The organism is Mycobacterium sp. NGS35 (genome assembly GCF_059812855.1).
In genome coordinates this window covers 236,141-259,386 of sequence record NZ_JCALDL010000004.1, presented here as the reverse complement: position 1 = coordinate 259,386, position 23,246 = coordinate 236,141, and the positions used below count along the sequence as shown (strand labels likewise).

The following is a 23,246-nucleotide window of genomic DNA, read 5'->3' as shown; positions in this document are numbered from 1 at the left end:
GCCGCCAGTCGGCGCTCCCGGCGCCCATCGAGCCACGTGGTCATGACATCCGTTCCGTCGGCGTTTCGGCGGTGAGCCGGCGCAGTGCACCCAGGGCGGTATCGCGGTCGGTGGTAAACCAGAACGGCGGCAACGACTTTCGCAGGAAGGTGCCGTAGCGAGCGGTGGCCATCCTGGAGTCGAGGACAGCGATCACGCCCCTGTCGTCGATCCGGCGCAGCAGCCGGCCCGCTCCTTGTGCCAGCAGGAGCGCGGCGTGACTGGCCGCCACGGCCATGAACCCGTTTCCGCCCCGAGCGGTGACGGCTCGCTGGCGCGCTGTGAGCAACGGGTCGTCGGGACGGGGGAACGGAATCCGGTCGATGATCACCAAGGACAGCGACGGTCCCGGTACGTCGACGCCCTGCCATAACGAAAGCGTTCCGAACAGGGATGTTTGGGGATCGGCGGCGAACTGCTCGACAAGCGCTGCGGTGGCGTCGTCACCCTGGCACAGCACCGGCGTGGCGAGTCGCTCACGCATCTCCTCGGCCGCCGCTGCCGCCGCGCGCATCGACGAGAACAGTCCGAGCGTGCGGCCGCCTGCGGCCGAGATCAGTGCCGCGATCTCGGCCAGTTGCTCTGCGGAACCGGTGCCGTCCCGGCCAGGCGGCGGCAGGTGGCGGGCGACGTACAAGATGCCCGAACGCGCATGCGGGAAAGGCGATCCCACGTCGATGCCGCGCCAGCGGACGTCGGCATCGGTCAAACCCCAGTCCGCAGCGATCGCGTCGAACGACCCGCCCGCCGTCAGCGTCGCCGACGTGAGCACAGTGGTGGCCCCGCTGAACACGCCGCCGCGCAGCAGGCTCGCCACCGACAGCGGAGCCACCCGCAGCTGCACCTGCCCGCGGGTGTCGTCGCGAGCCAGCCAGACGACGTCGCTGCGCTCGGCAATGGGAACCTGGAACGAAACCAGGATCCGGGTGCAGGTGTCGGCGATGTCGTCGAGGGCGGCGATGGCCTCCGCGCGAGCGCTCGCGGCGCGCGGATCGCTGGCAGAGGTCGGGACCGCACGACGCGCTGCGGCGGCCGCGTCGCGCAATGCGGCCAGATCCGCGGCGAGCCCGGTGTCGAGGTGATCGATGCGCCCCGCCGCGCTGTCCCGGACCGCCGAGGTCAACGCGGTCGCGGCCATGTCGAACCGTTCGGTGAGTTCGGTCGGCACCAGCCGGGCGATCCTGCGACCGGCAACGGTCAGCGGCGTGGCCGAAAGCTCCTGGGTGGCAATCGCTGTCATCTTGTCGACGAGTTCATGCGCCTCGTCGACGACGAGCGCGTCGTGTTCTGGAAGCACCGGCGCCTCCGAGATCGCATTGATCGCAAGCAACGCGTGGTTGGTGACCACGACATCGGCCTTCCCCGCCACCGCCCGCGCCTTCTCGGCGAAGCATTCGGTACCGAATGGGCAGCGCGCCGCGCCCAGACATTCTCGCGCCGACACGCTCACCTGGCCCCACGACCGGTCGGACACACCGGGTTTCAATTCGTCGCGGTCACCCGTCTCGGTGCTCGATGCCCATGTGGTCAGTCGCTGTACGTCGCGGCCCATTGCCGTGGTGGCCGTCGTCGTGAACAGCGCGTCGTCCTCGCCGTTAGCACCGCTTTCGGCCGCGCCGTTGTGAATCTTGTTCAGGCACAGGTAATTCCCCCGTCCCTTCAGAATCGCGAAGCTCGGGCGACGGGGAAGCAGGCCCTCCAGCGAATCGGCGAGTCGGGGCAGGTCGCGCTCGACAAGTTGACGCTGCAGGGCGATAGTGGCGGTGGAAACCACGACAGGACAATCTGTTTCGACAGCGCGAGCGATGGCCGGCACCAAGTACGCCAGTGACTTGCCGGTGCCGGTTCCGGCCTGCACGACAAGATGCTCCCCGGTGTCGAACGCCCGCTCCACCGCTTGAGCCATCGCGACCTGGCCAGCCCGCTCACTGCCGCCGAGGGCGTCGACTGCGGCGGCAAGCAGCTTTGTCACCGGAGCCGACGTGATTCCTCCCGCATCGAATCGGCGGCGATCACAACTCTGGTGGGAATGGCCGGCTCGCCGCGGGAGAGCTTCAAACCGTCCCACGGCAGGCTGGTCAACCCGTCCGCTACACGCGCGCGGGCGGCACCGAGGTCGTCGTCGACTACGGGTCGGCCGCTGCGAACCAGCGGCGCCGTCACAGCCCGGCACGGCTCGGTGGTCGGTGGAGGCCGGCCTGCCGGATACACGACTTCCTCGACGACGGTTCCGCTGGGCCGCGCCATCCGCATCGCCTCCTTGTGCCCGCCGTGGGATTGCTTGGCAGTGCTGCGCTTTTCGACGGGTATACCGTCGACTTCTACGAGCTTGTACACCATCTGGGCGGTGGGCGCTCCTGAGCCGGTGACCAACGACGTGCCCACGCCGTAGCTGTCGACGGGCTCGGCGCGCAACGCGGCGATCGCGAACTCGTCGAGATCTCCGGAGACCACGATGCGGGTATGCCGGGCCCCCAGGTCGTCGAGCTGACGACGGACTTGGCGGGCCAGCACACCGAGGTCACCCGAGTCGATCCGAACGCCGCCCAACGACGTGCCGGCGACCTCTACCGCATTGGCCACCCCGCCGGTGATGTCGTACGTGTCGACGAGCAGCGTGGTGTCGACGCCGAGCGCGTCGACCTGAGCGCGAAAGGCCGCTCGCTCGTCGGGTCCGGCTGCGGTGCTGTGCAGCAAGGTGAACGCGTGCGCGCTGGTCCCCAGTGCAGGCACGCCGTAGCGGTGTTGAGCAGCCAGATTCGACGATCCGGCGAAACCGGCGATGTATGCTGCCCGCGCGGCGGCGACCGCCGCTTGCTCGTGCGTTCGCCGGGAACCCATCTCGATGATCGGGCGGCCTTCGGCGGCGCTCACCATTCGTGCCGCCGCAGAAGCTATTGCGGTGTCGTGGTTGAGGATCGACAACGCAAGCGTTTCCAGCACCACGCATTCGGCAAAGGTGCCGCGGACGGTCAGCACGGGCGATCCAGGAAAGTAGAGTTCGCCTTCGCGATAACCGTCGACGTCACCGCCGAACCGGTAGCCGGCCAGGTAGTCGAGGGTTTCGGGGTCGAGAAACGACTGCACCGCGCTCAGGGCGGCGTCGTCAAAACGCAACGAGGCCAACGCTTCCAACAATCGGCCGGTGCCGCCGACCACTCCGTAGCGGCGGCCTTCCGGCAGCCGTCGGGCGAACAGCTCGAACGTCGTCTGCCGGTGCGCGGTGCCGTCGCGCAGCGCCGCCGAAAGCATGGTCAGCTCGTACTTGTCGGTCAGCAGCGCGGTCGGCTCCGGCGGAGTGCTCATGCGGTAACCGTATCGGCTCGAGGGTGCTGAGCCGGACAGATTATCTGTCGGTGTGCGTCGGTATTCTTGACGCATGGTTACGCCAGCGCGGACCCGTCCGGGAACTCGCGAGGACGTCGGTGCCGAGTCCGTCGACTCCGCCGACACGCCGTGGATCACCATCGTGTGGGACGACCCCGTCAACCTGATGACCTACGTGACCTATGTGTTCCAGAAGCTGTTCGGGTACAGCGAACCGCACGCCACCAAGCTGATGCTGCAGGTCCACAACGAAGGCAAGGCGGTGGTGTCGTCGGGCAGCAGGGAGGCGATGGAAGCCGACGTGTCGAAGCTTCACGCCGCCGGGCTGTGGGCCACCCTGCAGCGAGATCGCTGACCGGCACAGGGCGACGGACCGACGGTGCGCAAATGGAAGCGGGTCGACACCGCCGATGGCCCACGCTTTCGGTCCGCCTTGGCCGTGCACGAGGCATCGATGTTGCACAGCTTGGTGCGATCGATGCTCGACATGCTCGACGAGCGTGAATCGTCGGCTCCTGCAGACGAACTCGAGCAGATCACCGGAATCAAGGCCGGTAACCCGCAGCGCCCGCAGGACGCCACGATGCGTCGGCTGCTTCCGGATTTCTACCGCGCGGAAAGCAACCATCCGGCCGGCTCGGCCGCGGTGGAAAGCTTGAACGCGGCGCTGCGCAGCCTGCACGAGCCGGCGATCATCGCGGCCAAGCGCGAGGCCGGTGAGCGGATGCTGGCCACGGTGCCGGCCGACGGTGGTCGCTTCGAGTTGAGCCGCGACGACGCCAACGCGTGGGTGGCCGCGGTCAACGACATCCGGCTGGCATTGGGCACCATGCTGGGCATCGGTCCCGACGGCCCGGAGCGGCTGCCTGACGATCACCCGCTGGCCGGACATTTCGAGGTCTACCAGTGGCTGACGGTGATGCAGGAATACCTGGTGCTGGCGTTGATGGGGCGGCGCTGAGTGGCACCCGACGCGACCGGCGCGGGGTCGCTCACCGATGTAGGCGGCGTTCTGGTCGGCCACTACCACCGGATCGACGACGCCGCTTCGATGGGCGCCGGCTGGGCCACCGGCACCACCGTGGTGCTGCCGCCGGCGGGCACGGTCGCCGCGGTGGAGGTCCGCGGCGGAGCGCCGGGCACCCGAGAAACCGATCTGCTCGACCCCGCGAACACCGTGCGCTACGTGGACGCGGTGGTGCTGACCGGGGGCAGCGCCTACGGGTTGACTGCCGCCGACGGGGTGATGCGCTGGCTGGAGGAGCATGGCCGCGGCATCGTGATGAACGCAGACGACGACGATCACGTGGTGGTGCCGATCGTGCCGGCCGCGGTGATCTACGACCTCGTCGTCGGCGATTGGCGGTACCGGCCCACCGCCGAATTCGGCTACTACGCGGCACAAGCCGCGGTGGCGGAAACGGCCGTCGGTTCGGTGGGCGCTGGTGCCGGGGCACGCGCCGGGGTGCTCAAGGGCGGGATCGGCACAGCATCGACCACGCTGGACGGGGGTGTCACGGTCGGCGCACTGGTCGTGGTCAACTCCGTCGGTGATGTGATCGATCCGGCGACGGGACTGCCGTGGACCAATTTCGTGACCGCCGAGCTGGGGCTGTCGGCCCCGCCAAAGGACCAGGTGGCCGGGTTCGGCGCGCTGGTCGCCGAACACGACCGGTACGCCAAGGCGTTCAACAGCACGATCGGCGTGGTGGCCACTGACGCCGCGCTGTCGACGGCATCGTGCCGACGCGTCGCGATCATGGCGGCCGACGGGCTTGCGCGCGCGATCCGACCGTCGCATTCGCCGTTGGACGGCGACGCCGTATTCGCCTTGGCGACCGGCGCGGTCGACGTGCCGGCCACCGGCAAGCTGCCCGCGTCGATGTCGGACGAGGCGGAGCTGACAGGAGCGGTCGGGGCCGCCGCAGCCGACTGCATGGCCGTCGCTGTGGTGCGGGCGGTGACCTCCGCCAGCGCGGTCGCCGGAATACCCACCTATCGTGACGTGTTGCCGGGGGCGTTCACGTGAAAAGGACCGCAGGGGTGCGGACGCGAGGAGCAAGACAGTGCTGGTGATTCGTGCCGATCTCGTCGACGCGATGGTCGCGCATGCCCGCGCCGACCATCCGGACGAGGCGTGCGGTGTGATCGCCGGGCCGCAGACCTCCGACCGGCCCGAGCGCCACATCCCGATGACCAATGCCGAGCGCTCGCCGACGTTCTACCGCTTCGACTCGGGTGAGCAGCTCAAGGTGTGGCGCCAAATGGACGAGGCCGACGAGGTGCCCGTCGTCATCTACCACAGTCACACCGCCACCGAGGCTTACCCCAGCCGCACCGACGTCAAGCTCGCCGCCGAACCGGACGCACATTACGTGCTGATCTCGACGCGCGACCCGGACCGCCACGAGCTTCGCAGTTATCGCATCGTCGACGGCGTCGTGACCGAGGAGCCGGTGACCGTCGTCGACTCCTACGAAAGCATCGCTGAAGGAGCACCACAATGACCGTGAGCGTCTCGATCCCGACGATTCTGAGGAACCACACCGGCGGGGAGAAGCGCGTCACCGCTCAGGGCAACACCCTCCAGGCGGTGATTTCGGATTTGGAGTCCAACTACTCCGGCATCTCCGAACGGCTTGTCGACAACGGCAAGCTGCACCGCTTCGTCAATATCTACGTCAACGACGAGGACGTGCGCTTCTCCGGCGGCCTGGACACCGAGATCAACGACGGCGATACGGTGACGATCCTGCCGGCAGTCGCTGGCGGATGACCCGTTACAACTCGCTGCTGCAGGCACTCGGCAACACGCCGCTGGTCGGGCTGCCGCGGCTGTCGCCGAAGTGGGACGACCCTGACCACGTGCGGCTGTGGGCCAAGCTCGAGGACCGCAATCCCACCGGCTCGATCAAGGACCGGCCCGCATTGCGGATGATCGAAGAGGCTGAACGCCAAGGAGTGCTGTCGCCGGGGTCGACGATCCTCGAGCCCACCAGTGGCAATACCGGGATCTCGCTGGCGATGGCGGCACGGCTCAAGGGCTACCAGCTGATCTGCGTGATGCCGGAGAACACGTCGATCGAGCGCCGCCAGTTGTTGGAGCTGTACGGCGCGCGCATCATCTTCTCGCCGGCCGAGGGCGGCTCCAACACTGCCGTGGCGCGGGCCAAGGAATTGGCTGCGCAGAATCCGACGTGGGTGTTGCTGTACCAGTACGGCAACCCCGCCAACAGCGCGTCGCACTACGAGGGCACCGGGCCGGAGCTGCTCGCCGACCTGCCGGAGATCACACACTTCGTCGCGGGCCTGGGCACCACCGGAACGCTGATGGGCACGGGCCGGTTCCTGCGCGAAAATGTGCCCGGCGTCCAGATCGTCGCCGCGGAACCTCGCTACGGCGAGGGCGTTTACGCGCTGCGCAACATCGACGAGGGTTTCATCCCCGAGTTGTACGACCCCGAGGTACTCACCACCCGGTACTCGGTCGGTTCCGCTGACGCGGTGCGGCGCACCCGCGAATTGGTCGACACCGAAGGCATTTTTGCGGGCATCTCCACCGGAGCGGTGCTGCACGCCGCGCTGGGCATGGCGGGCAAGGCCGTCAAGGCGGGGCAGCGTGCCGACATCGCGTTCGTGGTGGCCGACGCCGGGTGGAAGTATCTGTCGACCGGTGCCTACGCCGGTAGCCTGGACGAAGCCGAGGACGCGCTGGAAGGGCAGCTATGGGCATGATCGGACCGGGAGGTGGCACCTCGCCGGCACCGGTGCGGCAGACGAAGAAGCGGTCCGTGACGCTGACAGGCGGCGTCACCATCGTCACGTTCGTCGCATTGCTTTACGTCGTCGAGTTGATCGACACGCTCAACCGCCACGACTTGGACGACAACGGCATCCGGCCCCTGGAAACCGACGGACTCTGGGGCATAATCTGGGCCCCGCTGTTGCATGCCAACTGGGACCACTTGATCGCCAATACCGGGCCGGCTCTGGTGCTCGGGTTCTTGATGACACTCGCCGGGTTGGCGCGGTTCGTCTACGCGACCGCCATCGTCTGGGTCGTCGGGGGATTCGGCACCTGGCTGATCGGCAACGTGGGAAAACCGGCGTACGTGCCGGAGACCAACCACATCGGCGCCTCCGGTCTGATCTTCGGCTGGCTTGCGTTCCTGGTCGTGTTCGGTTGGTTCACCAGGCGGATCTGGGAAATCATGATCGGGGTGCTGGTGCTGTTCGCGTACGGCACCGTGCTGCTCGGCGTGCTGCCAGGCACCTTCGGGGTCTCCTGGCAGGGCCATTTATGCGGAGCGATCGCGGGAGTGTTTGCCGCCTACGTGCTATCCGGCCCTGAGCGCAAGGCGCGCGAACAACGCCGTCGGCAGGCGACGCCATACCTGACGTCGTGACATCGCGATTCGCGCCCATCGGCATCTTCGATTCCGGGGTGGGCGGTCTGACGGTCGCCCGCGCCATCATCGACCAGTTGCCCGACGAGGACGTCATCTACATCGGTGACACTGCGAACGGGCCGTACGGCCCGCTGACCATTCCTCAGGTGCGGTCGCACGCGCTGGCCATCGGCGACGACCTGGTGGCCCGCGGCGTGAAAATTCTGGTGATCGCGTGCAACACCGCGTCGGCGGCGTGCCTGCGCGACGCCCGCGAACGCTACGACGTGCCGGTGGTCGAGGTGATCCTGCCTGCCGTTCGCCGGGCCGTCGCCACGACGCGCAATGGACGCATCGGCGTTATCGGCACCGAGGCGACGATCGGCTCCGGCGCCTATCAGGACGCGTTCGCCGCGGCCCGCGACACCGTCGTCACGGGCGTGGCCTGCCCGCGCTTCGTCGACTTCGTCGAGCGGGGAGTCACCAGCGGGCGGCAGGTGCTCGGCCTGGCCGAGGGGTATCTGGAGCCGCTGCAGCGCGCCGGCGTCGACACCCTGGTTCTGGGCTGCACCCACTACCCGTTGCTGTCCGGCTTGATCCAACTCGTGATGGGCGATGCGGTCACGTTGGTGTCGAGCGCCGAAGAGACCGCGAAGGACGTCGTGCGTGTGCTCACCGAGCTGGATCTGTTGCGTCCGCACGACGCGCCGCCGGCGGCACGGGTGTTCGAAGCGACCGGTGAGCCCGACGCGTTCACAAAGCTTGCGGCACGGTTCTTGGGCCCGGCGTTGGATGGTGTGCGCCCGGTCAGGCATCACGTTGGCTCGCGGACCTGAGACTGCCCACTTGGTCCGAGCGTTTTGCTGCGATGTCTTCGTCAACAGCAGTTGCGGCGTGGCAAGCTAGTGGCTGTGCGAATCACCGTGCTCGGCTGCTCCGGCAGCGTCACCGGACCTGATTCGCCGGCGTCGGGCTATCTGCTGACGGCACCGGGCGCTCCTCCGTTGGTCATCGACTTCGGCAATGGGGTGCTGGGCGCGCTGCAGCGCCACGCCGATCCCAACGCGGTGCATGTGCTTCTGTCTCATCTGCACGCCGACCACTGCATCGACCTGCCGGCGTTGTTCGTGTGGCGGCGCTACCACCCGGTGCCCGCGGTCGGCAAGGCGTTGATGTACGGACCGAGCGACACCTGGTCGCGGCTGGCTCAGGCCTCGTCTCCGTTCGGAGGCGAGGTCGACGACTTCTCCGACATCTTCGACGTGCGGCACTGGAATGACGGCGAAGAAGTGGAGTTCGGATCAGTGAGAGTGCTGCCGCGGGCAGTCGCTCATCCCACCGAGGCGTACGGGCTGCGGTTCACGGACGACTCGGGAGCGGTGTTCACGTTCAGCGGCGACACCGGCATGTGCGACGCGATCGTGGATCTGGCGCGGGGTGCCGACGTGTTCCTATGCGAGGCGTCGTGGACGCATGCGCCGGGAAAGCGCCCCGAGCATCTGCATCTGTCCGGCACCGAGGCGGGCCAGATCGCGACGCTGGCCGGGGTGGGGGAGTTGCTGCTCACTCACATCCCGCCGTGGACGTCGCGGGAGGACATCATCACGGAGGCCAAAGCGGAATTCGACGGTCCGGTGCGGGCCGTCGTGTGCCAGGAGACGTTCGAGGTCAGCCGGTAGATGTCGAGCCGAGAGGATGGCCGCCTCGACGACGAGCTGCGGCCCGTCACCATCACGCGGGGCTTCACGTCTCACCCTGCGGGCTCGGTGCTCGTCGAGTTCGGCGAGACCAGAGTGATGTGCACAGCCAGCGTCATCGACGGGGTTCCGCGGTGGCGCAAGGGAACCGGCGCCGGCTGGCTGACCGCGGAGTACGCGATGCTGCCGGCGGCTACGCACACCCGCTCGGACCGGGAGTCGGTGAAGGGCCGTCTCGGCGGGCGGACCCAGGAGATCAGCCGGTTGATCGGCCGGTCGCTGCGGGCGTGCATCGACTTGGCCGCATTGGGTGAGAACACCATCGCGCTCGACTGCGACGTGTTGCAGGCCGACGGCGGCACCCGCACCGCGGCGATCACCGGCGCGTACGTCGCGCTGGCCGACGCGGTCACCTATCTGTCGGCGGCCGGCAAGTTGTCGGACCCCAGACCGCTGTCGTGCATGATCGCCGCCGTGAGCGTGGGGGTGGTCGACGGGCGGATTCGCGTGGATCTGCCGTACGAGGAGGACGCGCGCGCCGAAGTCGACATGAACGTCGTCGCCACCGACACCGGAACACTCGTGGAAGTCCAGGGCACCGGCGAGGGTGCGACGTTCCCGCGCTCGACGCTGGACAAGCTGTTGGACGCGGCGCTGGGTGCCACGGAGAAGTTGTTCGACATCCAGCGGGCGGCGTTGGAATTGCCGTATCCCGGCGTGCTGCCGGAGCGCCCGCCGCCGAAGAAGGCGTTCGGCAGCTGAGGTGACCCGGCTGCTCGTGGCGAGCCGCAACGCCAAGAAGTTGGCGGAACTGCGGCGGGTGCTGGATGCGGCGGGGTTGGCGTTCACCCTGCTGTCGCTGTCCGACGTGCCGGCGTTCGACGAGGCACCCGAAATCGGTGCGACGTTCGAGGAGAATGCGTTGGCCAAGGCGCGCGACGCGTTCGCCGCGACGGGGTTGCCGTCGGTGGCCGACGACTCCGGGCTCGAGGTGGACGCGTTGAACGGAATGCCGGGCGTGCTGTCGGCGCGCTGGTCGGGCTCTCACGGTGACGATGTTGCGAACAATGCGTTGTTGCTGGCTCAAATGCGCGACGTTCCGCTTGAGCGGCGGGGCGCCGCGTTCATCTCGGCATGTGCCTTGGTGCACGCCACCGGTGAGGTGGTGGTGCGCGGGCGGTGGCCGGGACGGATCGCGAGCGCGCCTCGCGGTGACGGCGGCTTCGGCTATGACCCGATCTTCATTCCCGACGGACTCGAGTGCAGTGCGGCCGAACTCAGTCCGTCCGAGAAGGATGCTCGGTCGCATCGCGGCCGGGCGCTGGCGGCTCTCGTGCCGGCGTTGCGGGCGCTCGCCCACTCCTAGCTCCGGGCTACACCGTGAACTTGTCTTTGACCTCTCGAGTGCGGACGTGCTCGACGATGATGCCGAGCAGCGGGATCGTTCCGGCGAGCAGGGTGCCGACAGTGGTCCACAGCGGCCAGCGGACCTTGACGGCGAGATTGAGCGTTGCGAGCAGGTAGACGAAATAGACCCAGCCGTGCACGACACCGATCCACGACGGCGGGTTGTCCACCTGTACGAGGTACTTGACGACGATCTCGTAGCACAAGGCGATGAGCCAGATGCCCGTCGCCCACGCCATCACCCGGTAAGCGTTGAGGGCCGTGCGGATCTTGCTTGTCTCCGTGCTGCTTTCAGCGGTCATCGAATGGTCCTGTCGTGTCTCTTGTCGGCTTCGGCGAGTTCGGCTAGGTAGGCGTTGTATTCGGCGAGTGTGGGGTCCTGCGGTTCTTCGCGCGTCGGTTTTGGGCGCTGGGGTAGAAGATGTGGCGGGATCTCTGTCACCGTGTCGGGCTTGTGCAGCTGCGGCGGCTCTTCCTCGTAGCGGACGAACTTGCGGTAGGCGTAGACGACGAACGCTGCGAACACCGGCCACTGCAGGGCGTAGCCCAGGTTCTGGCCGGTGCCGGAAGCGGACTCATAGCGTTGCCATTGCCACCACCCGAGCGCGAGGCAGGCCGCGGCGGCGACGATCACCAGCAGGATCAGCGCCGGCCTTCGACGCCGTGTAGTGGGCATATCTTGACGGTACCGCTGCGCTCTTCGGCCCGACGACTTCGTCCTCGCCTGCGCGAACGTGAACTGGTTGCGCCGACACGCCGGGGCGGACCGCAACCAGTTCACATTCGCGAAGTCGGGCCGTCTGCTGCAAAGCGGTACGATCGCGAAGCCGCGGGCGTGGTGAAATTGGCATACACGCGGGGTTTAGGTCCCCGTGCTCGCAAGAGCGTGAGGGTTCGAGTCCCTCCGCCCGCACTCTCAGCTCGATAGCCTTCTCATCCCGTCGGAAAGCCGTTACTACTGGCCGTGGCTCGACCGCGACCACGATGGCATCGGCTGGGAGAAGAGCTAGCCGACGGTTGTGCCCACTGAGAAGCGACAGTCGCGATGGTCAAGTGCGCCGCACTCCGCGGTCCAAGACGGAGGCCTCGAAGTAGCTGGCCCGCGGCGGGTAGTGGCGTTTGGGGGTCTTCGTCCGCGGCGTGCGCGTACGCCAATGTGGCAATTCGATACCTGCGAGCGTCATCGGACTGACCTTTCGTGTCGGCGTTCGATGACGTCGAAGCTATGTGCGGTCAGCGGCGGTGGCGTGCGTAGTCGACTACCCCACTGGTGTCGTCGGAAATTGCGTCACGGCTGAGCCGACTGCTGCTGAGCGGCCTGTCGCGCGAGCCGGTCGTTGTGAATCCGGACCAGTTCCCGGAACCCCAGCCGGTGGTATTTGGGCACCGGCTGGATGCCCCACTGGTCCTGCGCGGTGTCCTTCCCTTCAGCGCCCTCCGGCGGCCCCAGCACCGGATACGGGTACTTGCACTCCAGCGTGTCGTCGGAGTACCGCACCTTCAGCAACTCGCTGCAGATCTCGGTCAGGCTCAACGTCGGATAGCCGTAGTAGATCGCCATGAAGGGGAGCGTGAACGCGCCTTCGATGACGAGCGCAACGAGGCACACCAGGACCGCCCGCTTGATCCACTTGTGCATGCGGGCGTAGTACGGGGTGGTGCCCGGCGGGAGCTCGGCGGCCTTGTCTTGTGCAGCGGTGGGGGACGACGTTGTCATGCGGTGCTCCTTCGAGAAGCCTTCAGTCCGAGAAGATTTCGCGGTTGACGGTGTGCAGGTAGGGGATTGCGAGGAAGGGGGTGATGTAGAAGATGTCGTAGAGCCACCAGCCGATGACCGGGAAGACGACGCCGGCGTAGCGCACGTCGGCGTACATGGTCATGTTGAACACGTAGCCGATCCAGATCACCGCGCCCATCCAGCAGGTAATCACCATCCACTGGTGGCCCCACCGCTTCATCTGCAGAAACCCGATAGCGGCAGCGCACCTCATCGAGAAAACGGTGAGGATGAGCCCAGCGACCCAAGCTTTTTCGCCGGGGCCGGCCGCCCCGCCCACCCACAGCTCGTTGTAGTGCCAGAAGTAGCCGCCGTCGAACATCGCGCCCCAGCCGACCATCAGCACCCGGTTGATCAACGTGTGGTTCGCGACGAGGTCAAGCGCCCAGCCGAGGCTGTTGAGCGCGCCGTCGATCAACACCAAGTAACCGATCAGCGTGACGATCATCGGCCGAACCGACAGCCCGGCGCGAAGAGCCTCACGCTGCAACCACACTCCGCGCATGAAGATCGGAAATCCGACAATCCCCGGCGCCCACATTCCCATCAACGCCGCACCGGCGATCATCCACTTGTCGGCTCGGCGCTGGGCGTGGCGGGACGCGTCCTCATGCTCGTCGAGGCCCACAGCGCCCGAACGACGATGCAGCAGGGGCACATTCACAGCTCCCACCAACCCCGGGCGAACGACATATAGAGCTGGATGAGAAACATCACCAGCAGATAGCCGTAGATGAATAACTGAAAGACGATGAGCGCTCTCTTGCGCTTGCGTTCCTGCTGGTCCATCGTCGGCGCCCCTTTCTAGTGGTTGGTGAGCAAGCTCGCGGCGGCGATCTCCCGCAGCCCGTCGTGGATGGCTCCGTCAGTAGTCAGCGGCGCGAGGATGCATGCTTCTGCCGCCTCCATTTCGCGCGCGCCGGCGGCGATCAGCTGGGCCGCGGTCACCAATGCACGAGTCGACGGCGGCTCGAAGTGGAAGACTTGATCCGCAGTGCGGATCGCGTTGGCGCACTGGACAAGTCGCCTGGCCGTCGACAGCTCCACCCCCGACTCCGCGACCACCACCTCCGCCTCTCGTTCGGGCGGCAGGTAATTCATGGGCAGTGTGGCGAACCGTTGCCGAAACGACGGTTTCAGTTCCTTCAGCGAGCTCCGGTACGCCGGGTTGTACGAGCACACGAGCATGAACGAATCCGGTGCTTCGACGACCTCGCCCGCTCGGTCCAGGTACAGGCAGCGCCGATGGTCGGTCAGCGAATGCAAAATTGCCAGGGAGTCGTGGCGCGCCTCGACCACTTCGTCGAGGTAGCAGATCGCCCCGGCCTTGACCGCCTTGGTCAGCGGCCCGTCGGTCCACACCACGTCGCCGCCCGCCACCATGAATCGGCCGACGAGGTCGGAGCTGGTGAGGTCGTCGTGGCAGCTGATGGTGACCACAGGCCGTTCGAGCAGCAGACCCATGTGCTCGACCAGCCGCGTCTTCCCACAACCCGTCGGTCCGGTGAGCATCACAGGTATGCGCTGGCGGTAGGCCCGCTCGAACAGCTGGACTTCGTTGCCGTTGGTCAGGTAGAGATCGGTTGTCATCTGTCCCCTCGGGTTTCGACGCTCATGCGGCGACCAGTTCCCGGTGCACATGTGCCAAGACGCGAGGCAGGTCTTCGACCCGCCGAATCCGTTGTGAGCGCCGGGGTCCGAACACCTCCGGCAGCGGATCGACTCGCGCGGGACCCACGCCGACGTAGTAGACGGACACGCCCGCATCGTTGGCTTCTTCCACGGCGTGGGCTACGTCGGCCCACGCATAGCGGCCCTCGTAGCCCTCGTCGGACATCAGCCCGTCACCGATCACGATGAGCAGTCGCCGTTGCGACGGCTGGGCCAACAGCCTGCTCGTCAGGTGCCGCACCGGGGCGCCCAGCCTGGTGTAGCCGCCGGTCCTCAACCCCAGGCCGCTGGGCGCCACGAATCGTGCGTCGTGAAAGTCCTTGAGGCAGTGCACTTCGACGCGATGTCGCGTGTTGCCGGTGAATGCGAAGATGCCGTGTCGCTCCCGCGCGCGATTCATCGCTCGGGACAACGCGTCGGCGCACGCCAACTCCAGACGGAATATTCGGCCGCCGTGGACGCCCAACGACGAACTCGCGTCGAGCAATAGCGCGGTCGTGACGTCTCGGCCGCTGGGCAGCAACTCGCGAAATATGAGCGGCTCTCTGGCTTCACCGCTCATCAAGTCGACGAAGTGGCTCACGTAGGAGTCGACGTCGAGGTCCGACCCGTCTTCGAGACGGTTGGTCATCGCGCGAAGTGTGTGCTCTTCGAACCACTTCCGTAGGTCGGCGAACACCGTCGTCGGCTCTGTCCGGTCGGTCCAGCGTGTGCGTTCGATGACGGCGACATGGTCCGGCAAGAAGCTGCGCGTCCACATGTTCCATTCGGGGTAGGGCACGCCTTGCCTGCGGCTCGGTGTGGCTTCGAGGTCGTCTTCTCGAGGCCTGCTGGGTGGGGGAAGGTTGGGATTGCGGACGCCGCCATCACCCCCGACCGGTACGGAATACGGTCGGGGACGGCGCTTTTGAGCGCTGGTCCAGGGCATCCTGCCAAAACGGCGAATGGCATTTGGTAGCCCATGAGGGGTGACGGACGCCGACGGCAACGTGCCCAGGAGGGGATACTCCGGCAGCTCGTCTTTGGTGTGTGCCAGTTCGATCGCGCGGTCGAACATCGTGATGGCATCGGTGTCGCGGTCGGCGATCTCGAGATCGGGCAGCTGACGGCGCATCTCGGTTAGCAGTCCGGGCCAACGCGCCGCCACCCAACCCAGCGCGACGCTACCCTCGACGAGGCTCAGTGCGTGACGTTCACGCGCCGACAGGTCGCTCAATCGGTGTTGGGCGACAAGATCTTTCGACGGCGAGCACTGCAGCGCGACTCCGCACGTCAACGTCCGTCGTGTCCAGTCCCGCGCCGGTGGATAGGGGACATGCACGACGGTCGATGCCGGGTTCAACCCGAAGCTGCGATGCTCGCCGGTCACCAGGCGCGCCCCCTCGCGACGCCGACCACTCAGGGCGACCGCGGTCAACGAACAGCTGCGCTCGAGCGCCAGCGGATCAGCTGCAGCGACGTCGGGCACGGTTCAGAAGGTGCCGATGCTGGAGAACATCCAGTACCAGAACGCGATGATGAGACAGGTGCCGCCCCAGGCGGCGACGTATCGAAGAATCTCCCATATCCAGGTCATGATCAGGACCTCCTAACTGTCAGATGGCTGACGCTGGTCGGTGAGTGGAGTCAGTCGGAGAAGATTTCGCGGTTGACGGTGTGCAGGTAGGGGATTGCGAGGAAGGGGGTGATGTAGAAGATGTCGTAGAGCCACCAGCCGATGACGGGGAAGACGACGCCGGCGTAGCGCACGTCGGCGTACATGGTCATGTTGAACACGTAGCCGATCCAGATCACCGCGCCCATCCAGCAGGTGATCACCATCCACTGGTGGCCCCACCGCTTCATCTGCAAAAACCCGATAGCGGCTGCGATCCGCATCGTGAAGACGGTCAGGATGAGGCCGATCTCCCAGCCCTTTTCGCCGGGACCGGCCGCCCCGCCGATCCATAGCTCGTTGAAATGCCAGAAGTAACCGGCGTCGAACATGTTGCCCCAGCCGGTGAGAAGCACCCGGGCCAGCAGGGTGTGGTTAGCCACCATGTCGAGCGCCCAACCGACGGTGTTGATGGCGGCGTCGATGATCACCAGGTACCCGAGCAAGGTGACGAGCATCGGACGCACGGACAGCCCGGCGCGGTGGGCGCGGCGCAGCAGCCACACTCCACGAAGAAACAAGGGAAGCCCGAAGATGCCGAGCGCGGCGGTGCCGATGAGCATGCTGCCCGCGATCAACCACTTGTCGGCCTGCCGCTGCGCGAGCCGCGACTGCTCCATGTGCTCGTCGAAGCCGAGTCCGTCGGGCCGGGCGGACACAGCCCCCGCTTTGCGGCGTCGGGTCGACAACGGCAGATTCACGGCATCTACCTTCGGACAGATACTGACTTAAGTCAATCAGTATCCCATTTTTCAGCGTCGGCCCTGACGAATCTCGATGCTGCGCAGCGTTCTTGTGACGTAGTCGTCGAGCATCGCCTCGCGCGTCGGCCACGCGCTGGTGGTGGTCAACAGCGCATAGAGCCCGAGAAGGAAGAACACCGCGCTGTTCATGGGTGTCACTTCGGGGTCGACCTCACCACGCCGCTGCGCACGCTCGATCTCCTGAGCCACGGCGACGATCAAGGGGTGGTCCTTCTCGTTCTCGGACGGCGGCCGCGTCGGCGAGAAATGCAACGCCAAGAAATCCTTGAACAGTGCGTCGCCGAGTCGGCGCTCGAGGCCCACCACCAACCGGACCGCCTCTTGCAACGTGGAGGCCAGATCTGGCGCTGACTCCAGGAACCGCTTGATCTGCTTGGCAATTCGGTCTTCCTCGCGGCGCTCCAGCTCTAAAAGGACGTGTTCCTTGGTGGGGAAGTGGAAGAAGAAGGTGCCGTGGGCGACACCGGCGGCGGTGACGATTGCGCTGACGTCGGCGTCGGCGATGCCGGAGCGTTTGAATTCAGCGACGGCTGCACCCATCAGACGTTCCCTGGTTTGCAGGCGCTTGGCTTCCCGTGCCGAGGGCCGGTCGAGCGTTGCCAATCTTCTCGCCCTTCTTCCGTAACTGCCACGACCGTATCGCCTCCGCCGACGTCCTCAGCTGCGGTCGGTCGCTCAATATTGACTTGAGTCAGTTTTCTACTTTAGATGAGCAGGTCCCGTCGTCGCGTTGTCTTCCGAGGAGCTTGCATGGCGCTTGAGCAATTCGACTTGGCGGGGCAGGTCGCGATCGTCACCGGTGCCGGCAAGGGCGTCGGTGAGGGCATCGCACGAGTCCTGGCGGAGGCCGGCGCGGCCGTTGTGGGCACGGCGCGCACGGAGTCGGACATCACGGCAACAATCGCCGACATCGAGAATGCAGGTGGAACCGGGCTTGCGGTTGTCGCCGACGCGATGAGTCGCGCGGACAGCGAACGCGTGGTGAACTCCGCGATGGAACAGTTCGGACGCATCGACATCCTGGTCAACAATGTCGGCGGCTCGACGTACGCGCGGTTTCTGGACATCACCGACGACGATTTCAGGCACACCTTCGACTGGTGCGTGACCTCCGCATTCGTCATGAGCCAGCTCGTCGCACCGCACATGCTGGCCGCCGGTCACGGCTCGATCGTCAACATCTCCTCCGGTGCTGCCCGATTCGGCATTCGCGCCCTGACCGCGTATTGCGTCGCCAAGGGCGCTCTGGAAGCGCTCACCCGAGCGATGGCACAGGAACTCGCGCCGAAGATCCGCGTCAATGCAATCGCGCTCGGATCGTTCGCTACGGCGGGACTGCAGGGAAGTCTGGATCTGATGCCGGGGTCGCTGGAGAAGATGTTGGAAGCCACACCGCTGCACCGCCTCGGCGACGTCGAGGACTTGGGGCGGCTCACCGTGTATCTGGCGACCCGCGACTGCTACGCCACCAACGCGATCTTCCACGTGGACGGCGGCATCGACTCGAACAATTCGCCACTGCCCATACCGGACTACTAGGGGCGGGTATGCGCAGGGTCGTTCAGTTCTCCACGGGCAACGTGGGCCGGCATTCGTTGCGAGCCGTCATCGGCCGCCCGGATCTGGAACTCGTCGGAGTCCATGCCGTCAGCCCTGAGAAGGTCGGTCGTGACGCGGCAGAGTTGTGCGGGCTCGACCAACCGACCGGCGTCGTGGCCACCGACGACGTCGACGCGTTGGTGGCGCTGGGCGCGGACTGCGTCGTCTACACCTCCCGCGGCGAGACACGGCCGATGGAGGCGATCGACCAGATGGCCAGGTTCCTGGCGGCCGGCACGAACGTCGTCGGTACCTCGATGGTGTGGCTGGTCGCTCCACGCCACGCCGAGGAATGGCTGCGAGAGCCGTTGGAGCGGGCATGCGAGGCCGGCAATTCCTCGCTGTACGTCAACGGCATAGACCCGGGCTACTCATGCGACACCATGGTGCACGCGGCGCTGTCGCTGACGACACGCGTCGTCTCGATCGCAGTGCAGGAGATCTTCGACTACGGCAATTACGATGACGCTGAATTCACAGGTGCGGCAATGGGTTTCGGATCGAGTCCCGACGATGATCCGCCGCTGCTGTTCTTGCCCGGTGTCATCGTGTCGATGTGGGGCGGCCAAGTGCGCAGCCTGGCGGACAATCTCGGCGTCACACTCGACGAGGTGCGTCAACGGGCCGAGCGCTGGTTCACGCCAGAGCGCATCGACTGCAGGATGATGACGGTGCAGCCCGGACACATGGCCGCCGTTCGGTTCGCCACCGAAGGCATGCGTGCCGGCGAACCGATCATCACGGCCGAACACGTCACCAGGCTGACGCCGGCCGCCGCGCCGGACTGGGCCTTTCCACCGGACGGACATACCGGCGTGCACCGCGTCGTCGTGGACGGCGAACCGCGGGTGGAGATCAACACCCATGTTTCGCATCCGTTCCTCGACGCGACCGACGCCGGCTGCATGGCCACTGCGGCTCGCGTGGTCAACGCGATCGAGTGGGTGTGCTGCGGCCCCAGGGGATTGATCGGCATCGACGACATCCCGCTGTCAGCCACGATGCGGGGCTTGGCCTGGAGCTAGGGATCCGGCCACATCTGCAAGCGCGACACCGTATGTTCGCGGGCGATGAACCTTGATCCGGACAACGCCTCCTCACTGAGGTTGAGGGTCGTCGAGTTGGGCTCCACGGCCGGTAACGACGTCGCTGAGCCGTCTGGTCCGGTGATCGCGGTCGGGTCGGCAGCTGACATAGCGGCTCGGCCAGCGTGGGTGCAGAACGCGACGTTCACCCTCACCGACGACGAGGTGGCGGATCGCCGGGTGATCACCGTGCACTCGGTCCAGGCCGCCGTTGCGGAGCTCGAGCAGCGCATCGAGCGGTGGCCTCAGGCCGCCGCGGTATGTGACGACGTGGTGCGGGCGATCGATCCCGGCGCGCCGCTGTGGAGCGGACTGGTCACCGAGTCGCTGGCCTACTCGACGCTGCAGTCCGGGCGCGAGTTCGCCGAGTGGCTGCAAGCCCGGGGTCCCGCCGCGATGCCTACCACTGCCGAACCGGTTCTCGTTGAACGCCATGGCGACTCGCTGGTCATCTGGCTGAACCGGCCACAGCGGCACAACGCGTTCTCCACTGACATGCGCGCCGCGCTTCTCGATGCGCTGGCCGTCGCACGTGTCGACGAGGCGGTGCGGGAGGTGGTGCTGGCGGGGCAGGGGCCGTCGTTCTGCAGCGGCGGTGACCTCGCCGAATTCGGATCGTTCGACGATCCCGCCACCGCACACCTCGCCAGGACCCGCCACAGTCCGGCGCGCGCCCTCGACGATCTCGCCACCCGACTAGGAAAGCGCCTGGTCGCCCGCGTCCACGGGCAGGTGCTGGGCAGCGGCCTGGAGATGGCTGCGTTCTGCGGCCGGGTCGAGGCGCACCGCGAATCGCGAATAGGCCTGCCGGAGTTGGCCATCGGACTGATTCCGGGCGCGGGCGGCATGGTCAGCATCACCCGGCGGATCGGCCGCTGGCGGACGGCATACCTCGTGTTGTCGGGTCACGTGCTGACGGCCGCAACGGCACTCGAATGGGGACTGGTTGACGCGGTTACACAATGAAGCCATGAGCTCGTTCACGCTGCCGGTGTCGCTGGTGTCGCAGGCGCGGCAGATCGCCGCCACTGTGGCCGAGCGCGTGACGGCACTGGGCGGGCGCCCGGTGCAGCTCGACGCCGACGAGATCATCACCGGACGCGCGGCGTTGCTGGGTCTAGGACCGCCGACACGCATTTCGTCCGGTGGCGCAAGCCGACTGCTCAAAGCCCGCGACGGCTGGTGTGCATTGACGCTCAGCCGCCCCGACGACCTCGACGTGGTGCCCGCGTTGCTCGAGTCGCCCGACGTGGGCGCCGATCCGTGGCCTGCGCTGACCGCCGCCGTCGCCGCCTCCGAGGCCGCCGAGTTCGCGGCCCGCGCCAGGCTGCTCGACCTGCCTGTCGCCGTGCTCGGTGAAGTCCGCGCGAGCGCACCGACTGTGGTACCCCACGACACCGCGTCGACGCGTTCGATCACCGAGCTGTTGGTGGTCGACCTGTCTTCGATGTGGGCCGGCCCGCTCTGCGGCCGGCTGCTTGCCGCTGCAGGTGCCATCGTCGTCAAGGTCGAATCCTCCGCGCGTCCGGACGGCACCCGCCGCGGCGACCCGCGCTTCTTCGCCTGGATGAACAGCGAGAAGCTTTGTTACTCAACGTATTTCGGTTCACCTGATCTTGCCCGGCTGCTTCGGGCCGCCGATGTGGTGATCGAAGGGTCCAGGCCGTCGGCCCTCGCACGCCACGGGCTGTCCGCTGAGGCTGTCCCATCGCGGGCCGGCCGGATTTGGTTGCGCATCAGCGGATATGGCGCCGCGCATCCGGACCGGACGGCATTCGGTGACGACGCCGCCGTCGCCGGGGGACTGGTCAACACCGGCGCAGACGGCCCCGTCTTCTGCGGCGACGCGATCGCCGATCCGCTGACCGGGCTGACCGCCACCGCGACGGTGCTCGAGGCGCTGGCACACGGCGGTGGCGTGGTCGCCGACGTTGCGATGGCAACGGTTGCGGCGACGTACGCCCCTGTCCCGGGCGGGCCGGTCGAGGCCGTCGCACCCGAGAGTCCGGCGCTGTCAACAGAACCCGCCCACGAGTTGGGAGCCGACAATGCCCTCGTGTGCGAACTGGTCGAGACGCGGCTCGTCGCATGCTGATACGGCGGGCGGCTCTGTTCGACGGTCGGGTCGTCGACGTCCGCGTCGACCATGAGATCACCGACGTCGCACCAACTCTGCCCGCCCGACCCGGCGAGACCGTCGTCGACGCCCGAGCGGGCGCTGTGCTGCCAGGGCTGCATGATCACCACCTGCACCTGCGGGCCGCTGCCGCCGTGCTCGACTCGGTCGTCGCCGGAAGGGGATTCGCCGACACCATCGCGGCGGCGACACCGCATCGTGACGGCTGGATCCGCGTGGTCGGCTACCACGAATCAATGGCGGGCTCGTTGACTCGAGCGATGCTCGACACCCTGCGCCCAGACGTTCCGCTTCGCGTCCAACATCGCAGCGGCGCCCTGTGGATACTGAACACTGCTGCGCTGCAAGGCATCGGCTACCCGGACCATCCAGACGGCCGCATTCCGAGCACCGATCCTGGTCTCGACGCCGTGCCGCGCCGCACCCACAATCTCGAGGCGCTGAGTCGACAGCTGGCACACTACGGCGTCACCGGCGTCACCGACGCCACCCCTGACCTCGAGCCCGGCGATATGGCCAGCCTGACAACAGCTCTCAGGCAGCGTGTACGGTTTCTGGCTCCGGGCAAGAAGATTCTGCACGACGACGACCTCGACGTCGACGGGCTGACCGCGTGGATCGCCGGCTGTCATGATGCCGGGGTGCCGGTCGCCATCCACTGCGTCACCGCAGCCCAGCTCGTGGTCGCCATGGCCGCGCTGCGCGCCGCCGGCGCACATGCCCGCGACCGCATCGAACACGCCGCGATGGTGCCCGACGCATGCCTCGCCGAACTCGCGAGTCTTGGTGTGACGGTGGTGACCCAGCCGAACTTCATCGGTGAACGAGGCGACGAGTATCGAACCGACATCCCGGTCGACGAGCACTGCCAACTGTGGCGTGTGGCCTCGCTGATGGGGGCCGGCATCCGGGTCGCCGGCAGCACCGACGCGCCGTTCGGCGCGCTGGACCCTTGGGCGGCGATGCGCGCCGCGGTGGCTCGTGCCACGCCGGCAGGTCAGGTGCTCGGACCGCATGAACGCGTCGGTGCGCTGCGGGCGCTGCGGATGTTCCTCGGCTCACCGGATAGTCCGTCCGAGCCGCGACGCGTCGAGCCCGGGCAGCCCGGCGACCTATGCATCCTGGCCGCCGCGCCGCAGGACGCTTTGGGGACGCTCTCCTCGGACATGGTGGCGGCCACGGTCGTCGGCGGCGAGATCGTCGAAGCCCGCTGAAGACCGGTGCGCACGGAAGATCAGAAATGTATTCTGCCCGAGTGCAGAATCGGATCGCCTTGGCGGCGACCGCGGCGGTGCTCGTCGTCGCCGGTCTTTCCGGCTGCTCGTCGGACAAGCAGCCGAATCACCCCAGCCAGGCGTCGGTGACCGTCAACGGCAATACGGTCGCCAGTAGACAGGCCGTGAATTGCATTCAGCAGCAATGGTATTGGACCATCTCGATCGGCGACCAGAGCGTCTCCGGGGTGAAGGCGATGGTCAACCGGACCGGTGACAAGTTGACTGCCGAGTCGGTGCACATCGTGAACTTGGGTGGCTTCACCGGCACGTACTCCAAAGGCGACGGCGGTGACGCCAGCGCCAGCTTCGGCTCCGAGACCTTCACCATCAGCGGCACAGCCCAAGGTTTCAACACGTCCAAGCCCAGCGAGCCGGCGACCGCCACGTTCAAGATCGTCGCGACCTGCTGAAGGCCGAGGGTGGC

29 protein-coding genes and 1 tRNA gene are annotated in these 23,246 nt (G+C 66.9%); 18 read left to right on the top strand and 12 right to left on the bottom strand.

Annotated elements, in window-relative coordinates:
* Nucleotides 1-40: 40 nt before the first annotated feature.
* Together AC5Y4C_RS10395 and AC5Y4C_RS10390 are read right to left on the bottom strand one after the other, a co-directional pair.
* Nucleotides 41-2,011 carry an ATP-dependent DNA helicase gene (locus AC5Y4C_RS10395; RefSeq protein WP_499962704.1) on the bottom strand — a complete coding sequence of 657 codons (1,971 nt, stop codon included), beginning with the start codon at nt 2,009-2,011 and terminating at the stop codon, nt 41-43.
* Nucleotides 2,008-3,345 carry a nicotinate phosphoribosyltransferase gene (locus tag AC5Y4C_RS10390; RefSeq protein WP_499962702.1) on the bottom strand — a complete coding sequence of 446 codons (1,338 nt, stop codon included), beginning with the start codon at nt 3,343-3,345 and terminating at the stop codon, nt 2,008-2,010. Before AC5Y4C_RS10390 ends, AC5Y4C_RS10395 begins: the two co-directional genes overlap by 4 nt.
* Nucleotides 3,346-3,418: 73 nt before the next feature.
* On the opposite strand from AC5Y4C_RS10390, the gene clpS reads away from it, so the two are divergent.
* From clpS to rdgB, 11 genes are all read left to right on the top strand, one after another.
* A complete protein-coding gene (clpS, locus tag AC5Y4C_RS10385; protein WP_499909277.1) occupies nt 3,419-3,721 on the top strand; it encodes an ATP-dependent Clp protease adapter ClpS in 303 nt (100 codons plus the stop codon).
* 24 nt (nt 3,722-3,745) lie between these two features.
* Nucleotides 3,746-4,327, top strand: a complete 582-nt coding sequence (aosR, locus tag AC5Y4C_RS10380) for an oxidative stress transcriptional regulator AosR (RefSeq protein WP_499962700.1) — start codon at nt 3,746-3,748, stop codon at nt 4,325-4,327.
* Entirely contained in the window at nt 4,328-5,395 is a 1,068-nt protein-coding gene (locus AC5Y4C_RS10375) for a P1 family peptidase (protein ID WP_499909272.1), read from the top strand. It abuts the gene before it with no gap.
* 37 nt (nt 5,396-5,432) lie between these two features.
* The gene (locus tag AC5Y4C_RS10370) at nt 5,433-5,873 is read left to right on the top strand and encodes a M67 family metallopeptidase (RefSeq protein ID WP_499909270.1); all 441 of its coding nucleotides are present in this window, start codon (nt 5,433-5,435) and stop codon (nt 5,871-5,873) included.
* Complete coding sequence (locus AC5Y4C_RS10365; protein ID WP_499962698.1) at nt 5,870-6,142, top strand: MoaD/ThiS family protein; 273 nt, start codon at nt 5,870-5,872, stop codon at nt 6,140-6,142. The genes AC5Y4C_RS10370 and AC5Y4C_RS10365 overlap by 4 nt, the downstream gene beginning before the upstream one ends.
* Complete coding sequence (locus tag AC5Y4C_RS10360) at nt 6,139-7,101, top strand: cysteine synthase (RefSeq protein WP_499962696.1); 963 nt, start codon at nt 6,139-6,141, stop codon at nt 7,099-7,101. Before AC5Y4C_RS10365 ends, AC5Y4C_RS10360 begins: the two co-directional genes overlap by 4 nt.
* A complete protein-coding gene (locus tag AC5Y4C_RS10355; protein WP_499962694.1) occupies nt 7,092-7,772 on the top strand; it encodes a rhomboid family intramembrane serine protease in 681 nt (226 codons plus the stop codon). The genes AC5Y4C_RS10360 and AC5Y4C_RS10355 overlap by 10 nt, the downstream gene beginning before the upstream one ends.
* Nucleotides 7,769-8,590 (top strand): glutamate racemase, encoded by an 822-nt coding sequence (murI, locus tag AC5Y4C_RS10350; protein ID WP_499909261.1) that lies wholly within the window; start codon nt 7,769-7,771, stop codon nt 8,588-8,590. The genes AC5Y4C_RS10355 and murI overlap by 4 nt, the downstream gene beginning before the upstream one ends.
* Nucleotides 8,591-8,659: 69 nt before the next feature.
* On the top strand, nt 8,660-9,433 hold the full coding sequence (locus AC5Y4C_RS10345; RefSeq protein WP_499909259.1) for a cyclic nucleotide-degrading phosphodiesterase: 774 nt from the start codon (nt 8,660-8,662) through the stop codon (nt 9,431-9,433).
* Nucleotides 9,434-10,213, top strand: coding sequence for a ribonuclease PH (gene rph, locus AC5Y4C_RS10340; RefSeq protein WP_499909257.1), 780 nt, complete (start codon nt 9,434-9,436; stop codon nt 10,211-10,213).
* Between the two features lies 1 nt (nt 10,214).
* Nucleotides 10,215-10,817, top strand: a complete 603-nt coding sequence (gene rdgB, locus AC5Y4C_RS10335) for an RdgB/HAM1 family non-canonical purine NTP pyrophosphatase (RefSeq protein ID WP_499962692.1) — start codon at nt 10,215-10,217, stop codon at nt 10,815-10,817.
* 7 nt (nt 10,818-10,824) lie between these two features.
* Here rdgB and AC5Y4C_RS10330 read toward each other — a convergent pair whose 3' ends face one another.
* Entirely contained in the window at nt 10,825-11,160 is a 336-nt protein-coding gene (locus tag AC5Y4C_RS10330; protein ID WP_499909253.1) for a DUF3817 domain-containing protein, read from the bottom strand.
* Nucleotides 11,157-11,534 carry a hypothetical protein gene (locus AC5Y4C_RS10325; protein ID WP_499962690.1) on the bottom strand — a complete coding sequence of 126 codons (378 nt, stop codon included), beginning with the start codon at nt 11,532-11,534 and terminating at the stop codon, nt 11,157-11,159. Before AC5Y4C_RS10325 ends, AC5Y4C_RS10330 begins: the two co-directional genes overlap by 4 nt.
* Nucleotides 11,535-11,687: 153 nt before the next feature.
* Here AC5Y4C_RS10325 and AC5Y4C_RS10320 point away from each other — a divergent pair.
* A tRNA-Leu gene (locus tag AC5Y4C_RS10320) sits at nt 11,688-11,771 on the top strand.
* A gap of 136 nt (nt 11,772-11,907) precedes the next feature.
* Here the strand turns inward: AC5Y4C_RS10320 and AC5Y4C_RS10315 are convergent.
* The 8 genes from AC5Y4C_RS10315 to AC5Y4C_RS10280 form a co-directional block, all read right to left on the bottom strand.
* Nucleotides 11,908-12,042, bottom strand: a complete 135-nt coding sequence (locus AC5Y4C_RS10315) for a hypothetical protein (RefSeq protein WP_499962688.1) — start codon at nt 12,040-12,042, stop codon at nt 11,908-11,910.
* 104 nt (nt 12,043-12,146) lie between these two features.
* Nucleotides 12,147-12,575 carry a hypothetical protein gene (locus tag AC5Y4C_RS10310; protein WP_499909247.1) on the bottom strand — a complete coding sequence of 143 codons (429 nt, stop codon included), beginning with the start codon at nt 12,573-12,575 and terminating at the stop codon, nt 12,147-12,149.
* A gap of 22 nt (nt 12,576-12,597) precedes the next feature.
* A complete protein-coding gene (locus AC5Y4C_RS10305; RefSeq protein ID WP_499909245.1) occupies nt 12,598-13,299 on the bottom strand; it encodes a hypothetical protein in 702 nt (233 codons plus the stop codon).
* Nucleotides 13,296-13,424, bottom strand: coding sequence for a hypothetical protein (locus AC5Y4C_RS10300; RefSeq protein ID WP_499909243.1), 129 nt, complete (start codon nt 13,422-13,424; stop codon nt 13,296-13,298). The genes AC5Y4C_RS10305 and AC5Y4C_RS10300 overlap by 4 nt, the downstream gene beginning before the upstream one ends.
* Nucleotides 13,425-13,439: 15 nt before the next feature.
* Nucleotides 13,440-14,225: a CbbQ/NirQ/NorQ/GpvN family protein gene (locus AC5Y4C_RS10295; RefSeq protein WP_499909241.1), complete on the bottom strand. Its 786-nt coding sequence runs from the start codon at nt 14,223-14,225 to the stop codon at nt 13,440-13,442.
* Nucleotides 14,226-14,247: 22 nt separating this feature from the next.
* A complete protein-coding gene (locus AC5Y4C_RS10290; RefSeq protein WP_499962687.1) occupies nt 14,248-15,774 on the bottom strand; it encodes a nitric oxide reductase activation protein NorD in 1,527 nt (508 codons plus the stop codon).
* 158 nt (nt 15,775-15,932) lie between these two features.
* The gene (locus tag AC5Y4C_RS10285) at nt 15,933-16,580 is read right to left on the bottom strand and encodes a hypothetical protein (protein WP_499962737.1); all 648 of its coding nucleotides are present in this window, start codon (nt 16,578-16,580) and stop codon (nt 15,933-15,935) included.
* A gap of 132 nt (nt 16,581-16,712) precedes the next feature.
* Nucleotides 16,713-17,327, bottom strand: coding sequence for a TetR/AcrR family transcriptional regulator (locus tag AC5Y4C_RS10280; RefSeq protein WP_499909237.1), 615 nt, complete (start codon nt 17,325-17,327; stop codon nt 16,713-16,715).
* 147 nt (nt 17,328-17,474) lie between these two features.
* On the opposite strand from AC5Y4C_RS10280, the gene AC5Y4C_RS10275 reads away from it, so the two are divergent.
* From AC5Y4C_RS10275 to AC5Y4C_RS10250, 6 genes are read left to right on the top strand one after another with little or no spacing between them, the layout of a single operon-like run.
* A complete protein-coding gene (locus tag AC5Y4C_RS10275) occupies nt 17,475-18,263 on the top strand; it encodes an SDR family NAD(P)-dependent oxidoreductase (RefSeq protein WP_499962685.1) in 789 nt (262 codons plus the stop codon).
* Nucleotides 18,264-18,271: 8 nt separating this feature from the next.
* Nucleotides 18,272-19,348 (top strand): NAD(P)H-dependent amine dehydrogenase family protein, encoded by a 1,077-nt coding sequence (locus AC5Y4C_RS10270; RefSeq protein ID WP_499962683.1) that lies wholly within the window; start codon nt 18,272-18,274, stop codon nt 19,346-19,348.
* Between the two features lie 45 nt (nt 19,349-19,393).
* A complete protein-coding gene (locus tag AC5Y4C_RS10265) occupies nt 19,394-20,374 on the top strand; it encodes an enoyl-CoA hydratase/isomerase family protein (protein WP_499962681.1) in 981 nt (326 codons plus the stop codon).
* Nucleotides 20,375-20,378: 4 nt separating this feature from the next.
* The gene (locus AC5Y4C_RS10260; protein ID WP_499962679.1) at nt 20,379-21,503 is read left to right on the top strand and encodes a CoA transferase; all 1,125 of its coding nucleotides are present in this window, start codon (nt 20,379-20,381) and stop codon (nt 21,501-21,503) included.
* The gene (locus AC5Y4C_RS10255) at nt 21,497-22,759 is read left to right on the top strand and encodes an amidohydrolase family protein (RefSeq protein ID WP_499962676.1); all 1,263 of its coding nucleotides are present in this window, start codon (nt 21,497-21,499) and stop codon (nt 22,757-22,759) included. Before AC5Y4C_RS10260 ends, AC5Y4C_RS10255 begins: the two co-directional genes overlap by 7 nt.
* 41 nt (nt 22,760-22,800) lie before the next feature.
* Nucleotides 22,801-23,232 (top strand): lipoprotein LpqH, encoded by a 432-nt coding sequence (locus AC5Y4C_RS10250; RefSeq protein ID WP_499962675.1) that lies wholly within the window; start codon nt 22,801-22,803, stop codon nt 23,230-23,232.
* The last annotated feature ends 14 nt before the right edge of the window (nt 23,233-23,246 follow it).